Here is a 12820-nt window from a genome sequence, read left to right as displayed (position 1 = left end):
ATTACAGTGACTACCTATCATTTACAGCGTCCTTATATTCACGGCCAATATGTCGATGCAACATCCAATAGCACGTTTCAAACGATTAATCCTGCAACTGGCGAAATTCTGGCAGACGTGCAGGTATGTACGCGAGAAGATATCGATCGCGCTGTTGAATCGGCACAGCAAGGACAAAAAGTCTGGGCAGAAATGACAGCAATTCAACGTTCCCGTATCTTGAACAAGGCGGTTGCTATCCTCCGTGAACGTAATGACGAGCTGGCACGTTTAGAAAGTCTCGACAGTGGTAAAGCTTTCAGTGAAACATCCACCGTCGATATTGCGACAGGCGCAGATGTACTCGAATACTATGCAGGTATTTTGCCAGCATTAGAAGGCCAGCAAATCCCGCTCAGAAGCAGTTCGTTTGTCTATACCCGCCGTGAACCTTTGGGTGTGGTTGCCGGGATTGGTGCGTGGAATTATCCGATTCAAATTGCCTTATGGAAATCTGCACCTGCACTGGCAGCAGGCAATGCCATGATCTTTAAAGCCAGTGAAATAACGCCTTTAACTGCATTAAAACTGGCAGAAATTTATACTGAAGCAGGCGTGCCGCATGGCGTATTCAATGTGGTGACCGGCAGTGGTGAAATTGGTGGCTATCTGACCTCACATCCGGACATAGCCAAAGTTTCATTTACTGGTGGTGTCGCGACCGGCAAAAAAGTCATGGCCCAAGCTGCGAATTCCAGTCTGAAAGAAGTGACTATGGAGCTGGGCGGAAAATCCCCGCTGATTATCTGTGAAGATGCCGATCTGGATCTGGCAGCAAATATAGCCATGATGGCCAACTTCTATAGTTCCGGTCAGGTCTGTACCAATGGTACCCGCGTATTTGTACCTTTAGCCTTGAAAGCAGAATTTGAAGAAAAGATTCTGCAGCGTATTCCTTATATCCGGATGGGGGACCCACTTGATCCTGAGACAAATTTTGGTCCAGTGTCCAGCTTCTCTCATATGGAAAAAGTGCTGGGCTATATTGAAAAGGGCAAGATCGAAGGTGCACACTTATTGTGTGGTGGCAGCCGTGCCGAAGATGAGCAGTTTGCTCAAGGCGCTTATGTGCTACCAACGGTATTCACCGATTGCCGTGACGACATGACGATTGTCCGTGACGAAATCTTTGGTCCAGTCATGAGTATTTTAAGCTATGACACTGAAGAAGAAGTCATTCGCCGTGCCAATGCGACCGAATATGGGCTGGCTGCAGGTGTGGTGACTCCTGATCTTGCCCGCGCGCATCGTATCATTCACCAGATTGAAGCCGGAATTTGCTGGATTAATACCTGGGGCGAATCTCCAGCGGAAATGCCGGTCGGTGGTTATAAACACTCGGGCGTAGGGCGTGAAAATGGAATTATGACCTTGCAGCAATATACCCAGACCAAATCGGTTCAGGTGGAATTGAGCCCATTCCAGTCCGTGTTTAGCGCATAAGGAGGTCTCCGCTTGATGAATTACGATTATATTATTATCGGGGCAGGCTCGGCCGGAAATGTGCTGGCTGCTCGATTGACTGAAGATCCGGACACCAAAGTCTTGCTGTTAGAGGCGGGCGGGCCGGATTATCGTCTGGATTTTAGAACCCAGATGCCGGCCGCCTTGGCCTATCCTTTACAGGGACGGCGTTATAACTGGGCCTATCTGACCGATCCTGAACCACATATGAATAATCGCCGTATGGAATGCGGACGTGGTAAAGGTCTGGGTGGTTCATCGCTGATTAATGGCATGTGTTATATCCGGGGCAATGCCATGGATCTGGAACAGTGGGCCAGTTTGAAAGGTCTGGAACACTGGAGCTATGCAGAATGTCTGCCCTATTATAAAAAGGCTGAAACGCGTGATATTGGTGGCAATGACTACCATGGTGATGCCGGGCCGGTTTCAGTCGCAACGCCAAAAAATGATAATAATGAGCTGTTTCATGCCATGATCGAAGCTGGTGTACAGGCCGGTTATCCACGAACGGACGATTTAAATGGCTATCAGCAGGAAGGCTTTGGCCCGATGGATCGTACCGTGACTCCGCAAGGCCGCCGTTCCAGTACCGCGCGCGGTTATCTGGATATGGCCAAAGGGCGCGACAATCTCACTATTATTACCCATGCCATGACCAATAGAATTCTGTTTAGCCAGAAGCAGGCGATTGGCGTGGAATATTTTGAAGGTCAAAATGCCTTACAACCCATTCAGGTCTTTGCCGATAAAGAAGTTCTGCTGTGTGCCGGGACGATTGCTTCCCCGCAAATTTTGCAGCGTTCAGGTGTGGGTCCTGCCGCATTATTAAAAAGTCTGGACATTCCGGTCGTTCAGGACTTGCCGGGTGTGGGCGAAAACTTGCAGGATCATCTGGAAATGTACCTGCAATACCAGTGTAAAAAACCGGTCAGTCTCTATCCCGCCTTAAAGTGGTATAACCAGCCGATGATTGGTGCTGAATGGTTATTTCTAGGCACAGGTATTGGTGCCAGTAATCAGTTTGAAGCAGGTGGCTTTATCCGCTCCTCCGACGAGTTCGACTGGCCCAATATCCAGTATCATTTCCTGCCGATTGCAATTAACTATAATGGAACCAATGCCATTCATGAGCATGGTTTTCAGGCGCATGTCGGTTCGATGCGTTCACCCTCCCGCGGGCGTATACAACTCAAATCCAAAGATCCGTTTGAGCATCCAAGTATTTTATTTAACTATATGAGTACCGAGCAGGATTGGCGCGAATTCCGGGATGCCATCCGGATTACCCGGGAAATTATGCACCAGCCAGCACTTGATCCTTATCGGGGTGAAGAAATCAGTCCGGGTCAAGCTGTACAGACAGATACCCAGATTGACGAGTTTGTGCGTAATCATGCTGAAACCGCATATCACCCATCTTCTAGCTGTAAAATGGGCGAGGATGATATGGCAGTTGTGGACGGTTATGGCCGGGTACATGAAATGCAGGGTCTCAGAGTCATTGATGCTTCCATCATGCCCTTAATTATTACCGGAAATTTGAATGCCACCACCATCATGATGGCCGAGAAACTGGCAGATCATATTCGGGGAAATCCGGCTTTAGCTGCATCGACTGCGCCGTTTTATCAGGCAGCTCGAGTCTCAAGCCAAGCTTGAAATTTCTATTTTACAGGTGGAAATAGGCATAAACTTATATTAATTATGCGTTAAAATAAGCTGTATATTTTGATATTAATCAATCTTTAAGTAGGGCTGCATCATGTGTTCAGCCCTTTTATTTACCTAAAAAGAATTTTATATTTTATGAGAATCTTAAATCAAACCTTGCTCTTCGGCTGTGTCACATTTTCCAGTATTTGTAGTTTTGCAAATGACGTTCAAAATAATCAAATACAAGCAAGTGGCAACCTGAGCGTGGTGTCTAAATATGTATCACGTGGTTTAAGCAATGCACCGGAAGACGATAATATTGCACTACAAGCAGGGTTGAATTTGGCCTATGGCAACTTTTATGTGGGCTATTGGGGTTCTACATTGGGTTATTCCTATGCTGAGGTGCAAGGACGCAAAGGGCATAGCACCGATAAATTCGAGCATGATTTTCTGGTCGGTTATACGCACAGCTCGGAACATTATGATTGGGATTTCTGGAATGCCACCTACTATTATCCAGGGGGCGAAAACACCACCGGTAATGAGTTGGGTTTAAATGTCAGCCGTATGCTGGATGAAAAAACCAGTATTGGCGCGAGCGTATCGACCTATCTTTATGATGTGGCCTATGCCAATCAGGGCGATACCTTTTATACGCTGAATCTGAACCATCAATTGAATGATCGTGTGAATGCCAGTCTGACTGCTGCAGGTAGCTATTTTAATGATGAAGGCAAATATGAAGGTGGAGAACTGGGCGATACCCAAAAACAGCATGCCTTCCGTTATGCGTCTGCCGGACTGAGTTATGCAATCTTGCCTCAATTAAGTGTGTCAGGCGAATATCTGCTGGGGGGCTATGACCGCTACGGTGACAAGCAGCGAAATCTGGCTTTATTCGGTTTAAGCTATGATTTTTAAGGCCTTAAAGCTTAGAAGATGAAATTATTGTTAATCTGTCTATACATATTTTAAAGCTACATCAGAAGCGCTCATTCGATATTAAAAGCAACACATGGATCGTCACAAATTTTAAATGTGTTGATTCATGTTGTTCCTATTTCTTAGCTTTATAGAAAATATCGCGGAAAAAGTCACAAACGTTATCAATTTCATCAAATGACTCTATAATAGCGCCCATTCTTAAAGGGTTCGCCGTAGTCTCATGACTACGTTATTACCCTGATTTATTTTTAAGTCAAGTTCTCCTGCGTGATTCGGCTTGTACATTCAGATTCAGCATCTTATTTGTCCATGGCGGCACATAAGAACATTTAGGTGTCCACATGGAAATCAAGGTCAATTATCTCGACAATCTGCGCCAAGAAGCCAAATTTGATGACTTCACGGTGATTGCCGATCAACCGATTCGTTACAAAGGCGATGGTTCTGCACCCGGTCCATTCGATTATTTTCTGGCCTCATCGGCACTTTGTGCAGCTTACTTTGTCAAAGTATATTGTGCAGCACGTGATATTCCGACCGAAAATATTCGCCTGTCACAAAACAATATTGTCGATCCTGAAAACCGTTATAAACAGATTTTTAAAATTCAGGTTGAACTGCCAGCTGATATTTCAGAAAAAGACCGCCAGGGCATTTTACGTTCGATTGACCGTTGTACGGTCAAGAAAGTGATCCAGACTGGCCCTGAGTTTGTGATTGAAGAAGTCGAAAGCATTGATGCCGATGCGCAAGCCTTGTTAATGCCAAGTCTGGCCTCTGAAAACAGCACTTTTATTCCGGGCAAAGATCTGCCTTTGGAAGAAACCATTGCCAATATGTCTGCCATTCTGGCCGGTCTGGGCATGAAGATTGAAATCGCATCATGGCGCAATATCGTACCAAACGTATGGTCATTGCATATTCGTGATGCACAGTCGCCAATGTGCTTTACCAATGGTAAAGGTTCAACCAAGGAAAGTGCGCTGGCATCTGCACTGGGCGAGTTCATCGAGCGCTTGAACTGTAACTTTTTCTATAATGACCAGTTCTGGGGTGAAGACATTGCCAATGCAGAATTTGTACATTATCCGGATGAAAAATGGTTTAAGCCGGGTCCAAATGGCGAACTTCCACAGGAAGTCTTAGACGAATACACGCTTGAAATTTATGATCCTGAAGATGAACTTTTAGGTACTCATCTTTATGACACCAACTCGGGCAACACCGAACGCGGCATTTGTTCACTGCCATTTGTACGGCACTCTGATGGTGAAACTGTTTATTTCCCATCAAATCTGATTGAAAACCTTTACTTAAGTAACGGCATGAGTGCAGGGAATACCTTGCCTGAAGCTCAGGTGCAATGCCTGTCAGAAATCTTTGAACGTGCAGTCAAGCGTGAAATTATTGAAGGTGAACTGGCTTTACCGGATGTGCCTGAACAGGTGCTGGCAAAATATCCAAAAATCGTGGAAGGCATTAAAGGTTTAGAGGAACAGGGCTTCCCGGTGCTGGTCAAAGATGCTTCATTAGGCGGCCAATTCCCGGTAATGTGTGTGACCTTGATGAACCCGCGCACTGGCGGTGTGTTTGCATCTTTTGGCGCGCATCCAAATTTTGAAGTGGCACTTGAACGCAGTCTGACTGAATTGCTGCAAGGTCGTAGCTTCGAAGGTCTGAATGACCTGCCGAAGCCAACTTTTAGCTCAAATGCCGTGACTGAACCGAACAACTATGTCGAACACTTTATCGATTCGAGCGGTGTGGTGTCTTGGCGTTTCTTTAGTGCCAAAGCAGATCATGAATTTGTGGAATGGGATTTCACCAACCATGGTCAAAACTCCAATGCAGATGAAGCTGCAGCTTTATTAGGCATTCTGGAAGAGCTCGGTCATGAAGCCTATATGGCGGTTTATCAACATTTAGGTGCAACGGCTTGTCGTATCCTGGTGCCAGGCTATTCTGAAATCTATCTGGTCGAAGATCTGATCTGGGATAATACCAACAAGGCTTTGGCATTCCGTGAAGATATCCTGAACTTGCATCGTCTGGATGAAGAACAGCTTGAGGCGCTGGTAGAGCGTCTGGAAGAATGTGAGCTGGATGACTATACCGAGATCAAAACCTTGATCGGGGTTGAATTCGATGAAAATACTGAATGGGGACAGCTCACTATTCTTGAGCTAAAGCTCTTGATTTATATCGCTTTACAGCAATTTGAAGAAGCCAAGGATCTGGTTGAACAGTTCTTGCAGTTCAATACCAATACCGTTGAACGTGGCCTGTTCTACCAATGCATGAATGTCGTGCTTGAAGTACTGCTCGATGACGAGATGGAGCTGGAAGATTATGCACACAACTTCCGCCGTATGTTTGGAGATGAACGTATGGATGCGGTTATGGCTTCAGTTGAAGGCACGCTTCGTTTCCATGGCCTGACTGAAACCAGTATGAAGCTTGAAGGTCTGGATCGTCATTTACGCCTGATTGATAGCTATAAAAAACTGCATGCTGCGCGTGCCAAGTTTGTCGCAAAATAAATCAATTCCCTGAATGACTCAAATTTTAGTCGTTCAGGTCTGATTTTAAAATGGCTGATCCGGTTTCGGGTCAGCCATTTTTTCAGCACGAAATAAACCAGATTATTTTCCTATCTCATTGCAATAGATAGAGTGATATAGGCTTATTTTGATTTACTTTAAAATTTATTAATCCCAGCTCTCGAGAGAACTGGGATTACCTAAAAAATTAAAGTGAAGAGTTAGTACGAACTGCTTCAAGATTGGGTAAGTGAATCAGAGAAATATATATTTTTTTTAATTCACAAGAATTACCTTACATATTCGGGTAATTCGGACCACCGCCACCTTCCGGTGTTACCCAGGTGATGTTCTGAGACGGATCTTTAATATCGCAGGTCTTGCAATGCACACAGTTGGCTGCATTGATCTGGAAACGCTTGGAACCGTCATTATTTTCCATGATTTCGTATACACCCGCAGGGCAGTAACGCTGTGCCGGTTCATCCCATTTCGGTAAGTTCACTTCCACCGGAATCGAAGCATCAGTCAGCTTTAAATGCGCAGGCTGGTTTTCTTCATGTACGGTATTGGATACAAATACTGAAGATAGACGGTCAAAGGTCAGCTTGCCATCCGGTTTAGGATAGTTCGGTTTAAACGTTTCAGCCGCCTGAGTTTTCAGTGCCGCATGGTCTTGTACCAGATCATGTAGGGTAAACGGTACTTTAAACACGTTCTGATCAATGAAGTTAAATGCACCACCGATCCATTGACCGAATTTATGCATTGCCGGGCCAAAGTTACGTGAGTTATATAACTCTTCTTTCAGCCAGCTTGCATCAAACTTGTCTTTATAGGCGGTCAGTTCTTTGACAAAGAAATCTTCGCCTTCAACTACACGCGCAACCGCCAGATCACCGCCTTTTTCCACACCAGCCGCAATCGCTTCAAATACCGCTTCGCCGCAGAGCATGCCGGACTTCATTGCCGTATGTGAACCTTTGATTTTGGCAAAGTTCAGGAAACCTGCATCATCACCAATTAAAGAGCCACCCGGGAAGGTAAATTTAGGCAGTGAGTTAAAGCCACCTTTGGTCACGGCACGTGCGCCATAAGAAATACGCTTGCCGCCTTCCAGATATTGTTTAATCAGAGGATGGGTTTTCCAGCACTGCATTTCCATAAATGGATACATATGCGGATTGGTGTAGGACAGATCCACGATCATGCCCAAAGTCACCTGATTATTTTCAGCATGGTATAACCACCAGCCGCCACTCGAGCCGGTTTCATTGAGTGGCCAGCCGGCACCATGCATCACCAGACCCGCTTTGTGCTTGGCCGGATCAATTTCCCACAGTTCTTTGATCCCGATACCGTAATGCTGTGGATCTGCATCTTTGGCCAGGTTGAACTGTTCGATCAGACGTTTACCGAGGTGGCCACGACAACCTTCAGCAAAAATGGTGTATTTGGCATGCAGTTCATAACCCGGGGTAAAGTTATGCGTTGGTTCGCCATCTTTACCAATGCCCATGTCACCGGTCTGGATGCCTTTCACGGTACCGTCAGCATGATACAGAATGTCCGATGCGGCAAAGCCCGGAAAGATCGAGACTTCCAGTTCTTCCGCTTTCTGGCCTAACCAGCGCACCACATTGCCCAGCGAGATGACATAGTTGCCATCGTTATGCATGGTTTTTGGCACCATCCAGTGTGGGGCTTCTTGTGATTTTTCATCTGAAAGCAGGAAGAAAGTTTTATCTTCGGTCACCGGCACATTGAGCGGTGCGCCTTGATCTTTCCAGTCCGGGAATAATTCATTGATGGCACGTGGTTCAAGTACCGCACCTGACAGGATATGTGCACCGACTTCGGAGCCTTTTTCTACGACACAAACGGACAAATCATTTAAGTTGTTTTCAATTGCAAGTTGACGGATCTTGATCGCAGCAGATAGACCTGCAGGGCCTGCGCCGACGATGACGACGTCAAACTCCATCGATTCTCTTGTTATATCTTCCATAATATAAAATCCAGTTTTGCTATACGATATTTATAGCATTATCCAGATGGCTTATGAAGTCTAATTTTTGTTTTTTATAGGGATAGATTTTGAGAGTCTTGGATTGCTGTAGAATGAATAGAATTGAAAAGATCCGGTTCAATATTAGAAAACGGTTTAATTATTATTGGCTGCAACAAATAAAAAGAGCGACCTAAGCCGCCCGAATGAGAGGTTTTACTTACATATTATTCAGGTTCATGGCAATACTATTCACCATGTGAATCAGACGCGGGCCAATTTCATTTTCCAGTTTTTCCTGATTTAGCAAATAACTTGGTGCACCACAGTTAAAAGTTAAAATACCATGTTTGGGATGAATCAAAGGAACGGCCACAGAGTTCACATCTTTGGCCCAGTCTCCGAGAGATAAACAATAACCATAATCCTGATAATCGCGAATGGCGCGTTCTAGATTTCGTTTAATTGTTGTCCATTGATCTTCATTTCTTTTTTTAATGGCATCAAATAAATATTCACGTTCTTTCACGTCCATCGCCGCCAGACATGCACGCCCCATGGCACTCGAATGAATTGGTAAAGTTGAACCCACTGAACGGCGCATGGTTAAAGTCGTATCTGTATGTACCACTTCCAGATAGATCATATTGAGACGGTCACGTGTTGCCATTGCCACTGGCGCCTGGGCATAACGTGACATTTCTTCCATAAATGGATAGGCCTGGGTTCGCGCAGAAATATTGCTTAAGGCAGAATAGCCCAGAGCCAGTACACCGACATCGAGTAAATATTTAGTCGTATTTGGAAGTTGTTTCAGATAGCCTAAAGATACCAGCGTACTGGTAATACGCGCCACGGTTGGCTTTGGTAAATTGGTCATTTGTGCAATTTCTTGATTGCCCAACAACTGATTGGTCGCAGAAAAGCATCTTAGAATCTCAAGGCCACGCGCAATAGACGCAATAAATTGGGGATTGTTTTCGCGATGAATATGCGAGATCGGATCTAAGCGAATTTCATCAAAATTAGGTATTTCACCTGTTTTATTTTTAGTCATGGTCTACAGAAATAGAGAAGTAAATTAATGAATATCATAGCAACTTAGTTTCACGATACAAAATAAAACATTTAAATTGTAGATGAATTATATGAGTAACGACTAAATATTATTCTATCTCATGTCTAAATGCTGCTATACAGAGTAAATAACTGCAAAAAATAGTGAAGCTATTTTTAAAATAAAGCCTTTAAATAAACAATAAATTTTACCACTTTTTAAGCTCTCATCTCTGGTCAGCTCCTTATAGAAAGCAGCGTTAGTAAAGCGAAATTTAAAAAGCAATAATTTCGTATTGTGAAATATTATTCTATATAAAATCCATTTTAAAGCCAGATAAATTTCGTTTTTTTATAAAAAATAAATTTTTTGACGAATTTGCTTGCTGATTTTTTATTTTTATGGTTATTTATTTCGTAATACGAAACTAAAAATAAAACGGTAAAGGAATTTACCCAGACCATATACATGGAGATTCATATGATTCGCGATCCGGAAATGCTCGATCAACTTCTGTCTACGATTCGAGATTTTGTAAAAAATGAACTGGTTCCTCTCGAACATGAAGTAGAAGAGAACAATGCCATTCCTGAACATATTGTGGAGCAGATGAAAGAACTGGGTTTGTTTGGTCTGACGATTCCAGAAGAATACGGCGGTTTAGGCATTACCATGGAAGAGGAAATTCTGGTTGCGATGGAATTAGGCCGGACATCGGCTGCATTCCGTTCTCTAATCGGGACCAACAACGGTATTGGTTCAAGTGGCATCGTCATTGATGGTACAGAAGAGCAAAAACAGAAATATTTACCGCGTTATGCAACCGGCGAAATCATTGGTTCTTTCTGTTTGACTGAGCCAGATTCCGGTTCAGATGCTGCATCTTTAAAAACCAATGCGGTAAAAGATGGCGATTATTATGTTTTAAATGGCACCAAACGTTTTATTACCAATGCGCCACGTGCAACGACATTTACAGTCATGGCACGCACCAATCCAGAAATCAAAGGCGCCAGTGGCATTTCAGCATTTCTGGTAGAAGCGGGCACACCGGGCTTGAGCCTAGGCAAAATTGATAAAAAAATGGGTCAACATGGTTCTTATACCTGCGATGTTATTTTCGATAATTGCCGGGTGCATAAAGACCAGCTGATTGGTGGTGTTGAAGGCGTTGGTTTCAAGACAGCCATGCGCGTTCTGGACAAAGGCCGTTTACATATTGCCGGCTATAGCGTGGGTATGGCAGAGCGTATGCTGGAAGATGCCTTAAATTATGCGGTAGAACGCAAGCAGTTTGGTCAGGCTATTGCAAATTTTCAGCTGATTCAGGGCATGTTGGCAGATTCTAAAGCTGAAATTTATGCAGCCAAATGTATGGTGCTGGATGCAGCCCGACTGCGTGATGCCGGTCAGAATGTGACGACGGAAGCCTCTTGCGCCAAAATGTTTGCCACTGAAATGTGTGGTCGTGTTGCTGACCGCTGTTTACAGATTCATGGTGGAGCAGGCTATATCAGTGAATATTCAATTGAACGTTTTTACCGTGATGTGCGTTTGTTCCGTTTATATGAAGGCACGACACAAATCCAGCAAATTATTATTGCACGTGAAATGATTAAACAGGCCACAGCCTAAACATATAATTTTTAAAATAGGGAAATATAAAAATGACGACTAAAACTAGATTTGATTGGCAAGACCCGTTCCTGATTGAACAGCAGCTCAGCTCAGAGGAACGTATGATCCGTGATGCGGCAGCAGCATATTGTCAGGACAAGCTGATGCCACGCGTATTAGAACAGTTCCGTCATGAAAAAACCGATCCGGCCATTTTTCGTGAGATGGGCGAGCTTGGTTTACTGGGCCCCACTATTCCAGAACAGTATGGTGGTGCTGGTTTAAATTATGTCAGCTATGGTCTGATTGCACGCGAAGTTGAGCGTGTTGATTCAGGCTATCGTTCAATGGCCAGCGTACAAAGCTCTTTGGTAATGGTGCCGATTAACGAATTTGGTTCTGAAGAGCAAAAGCAGAAATACTTACCAAAACTAGCGACTGGTGAATATATTGGTTGCTTCGGCCTGACTGAACCGGATCATGGTTCTGATCCGGGCAGCATGATTAGCCGTGCCAAAAAAGTCGATGGTGGTTACCGTTTAACTGGCGCAAAAATGTGGATTACCAATAGTCCAATAGCCGATGTATTTGTGGTCTGGGCTAAAGAAGTCTCTGCTGAGGGTAATGTCGGTGACATTCGCGGTTTCATTCTGGAAAAAGGTTGGGAAGGGCTGTCTGCACCTGCGATTCATGGCAAGGTCGGTTTACGTGCCTCGATCACCGGTGAAATCGTGATGGATAACGTCTTTGTTCCAGAAGAAAATGCCTTCCCGGAAGTGCGTGGTCTAAAAGGTCCATTTACCTGTTTGAATAGTGCGCGTTATGGCATTGCCTGGGGTGCCATGGGGGCAGCAGAATTCTGCTGGCATACCGCACATCAGTACACCATGGATCGTAAACAGTTTGGTCGACCACTCGCTGCAAATCAGCTGATCCAGAAGAAACTGGCGGACATGCAAACTGAAATTGCTCTTGGTTTACAGGTCGCCTTACGTTTTGGTCGTATGAAAGATGAAGGTATTGCATCAGTCGAAGGAACATCATTGATCAAACGCAACAACTGCGGTAAGGCCCTGGATATTGCACGCTTGGCACGTGACATGATGGGTGGTAACGGGATTTCTGATGAATTTGGCGTAGCCCGTCATCTGGTCAATCTGGAAGTGGTGAATACCTATGAAGGTACTCACGATGTACATGCCTTGATTCTGGGTCGTGCTCAAACCGGAATCGCAGCATTTTGTAATTAAAGATAGGGCAACATTGAGTCAGCGATGCTGGCTCGTAAGTTTTGGCTGGCTTTAATTTAGTCAACCAACCCAGTTTTGGGTGTAATCTGGTTTTAGCATTTTTGATAAAAAGCCGTTGATTTGATGCTCAAACAACCAAGGAATAGATCGTTTAAACATTTTATAACAATCGGAAAATGGTTTTTTTGACGTACTGCTAAAATGGGTTCTGGGCAGCCAGATGCTGCTGTGATTCATATCT

At 44.4% G+C, this 12820-nt stretch carries 8 protein-coding genes; 6 read left to right on the top strand and 2 right to left on the bottom strand.

The genetic code is table 11. The annotated features are described in order from the left end of the window. The first annotated feature begins 6 nt into the window (after positions 1-6). The 4 genes from betB to FTV30_RS07875 all read left to right on the top strand — a co-directional run bounded on the left by betB (position 7) and on the right by FTV30_RS07875 (position 6647). On the top strand, positions 7-1482 hold the full coding sequence (betB, locus tag FTV30_RS07890) for a betaine-aldehyde dehydrogenase (protein ID WP_180001376.1): 1476 nt from the start codon (positions 7-9) through the stop codon (positions 1480-1482). Between the two features lie 15 nt (positions 1483-1497). Continuing rightward, positions 1498-3165 carry a choline dehydrogenase gene (gene betA, locus FTV30_RS07885; RefSeq protein WP_100354824.1) on the top strand — a complete coding sequence of 556 codons (1668 nt, stop codon included), beginning with the start codon at positions 1498-1500 and terminating at the stop codon, positions 3163-3165. A 147-nt stretch (positions 3166-3312) separates the two neighbouring features. Beyond that, positions 3313-4083, top strand: coding sequence for a hypothetical protein (locus tag FTV30_RS07880; protein WP_100357599.1), 771 nt, complete (start codon positions 3313-3315; stop codon positions 4081-4083). A gap of 365 nt (positions 4084-4448) precedes the next feature. Next, positions 4449-6647, top strand: coding sequence for an OsmC domain/YcaO domain-containing protein (locus FTV30_RS07875; RefSeq protein WP_180001375.1), 2199 nt, complete (start codon positions 4449-4451; stop codon positions 6645-6647). Positions 6648-6942: 295 nt separating this feature from the next. On the opposite strand, the gene FTV30_RS07870 is transcribed toward FTV30_RS07875, so the two are convergent. Next, complete coding sequence (locus FTV30_RS07870) at positions 6943-8655, bottom strand: electron transfer flavoprotein-ubiquinone oxidoreductase (RefSeq protein WP_180001374.1); 1713 nt, start codon at positions 8653-8655, stop codon at positions 6943-6945. 220 nt (positions 8656-8875) lie between these two features. Further along, the gene (locus FTV30_RS07865) at positions 8876-9712 is read right to left on the bottom strand and encodes an IclR family transcriptional regulator (protein WP_005170895.1); all 837 of its coding nucleotides are present in this window, start codon (positions 9710-9712) and stop codon (positions 8876-8878) included. 480 nt (positions 9713-10192) lie between these two features. On the opposite strand from FTV30_RS07865, the gene FTV30_RS07860 reads away from it, so the two are divergent. Both FTV30_RS07860 and FTV30_RS07855 read left to right on the top strand, forming a co-directional pair. Further along, positions 10193-11347 (top strand): acyl-CoA dehydrogenase family protein, encoded by a 1155-nt coding sequence (locus FTV30_RS07860; RefSeq protein ID WP_074383164.1) that lies wholly within the window; start codon positions 10193-10195, stop codon positions 11345-11347. A 32-nt stretch (positions 11348-11379) separates the two neighbouring features. Continuing rightward, complete coding sequence (locus FTV30_RS07855) at positions 11380-12579, top strand: acyl-CoA dehydrogenase (protein WP_100354827.1); 1200 nt, start codon at positions 11380-11382, stop codon at positions 12577-12579. Positions 12580-12820 lie beyond the last annotated feature (241 nt).

It is taken from the genome of Acinetobacter sp. YH12255 (assembly GCF_013417355.1).
In the GTDB taxonomy this organism is placed as follows: Bacteria; Pseudomonadota; Gammaproteobacteria; order Pseudomonadales; family Moraxellaceae; genus Acinetobacter; species Acinetobacter pseudolwoffii.
This window is presented reverse-complemented; position numbering and strand designations above follow the sequence as displayed.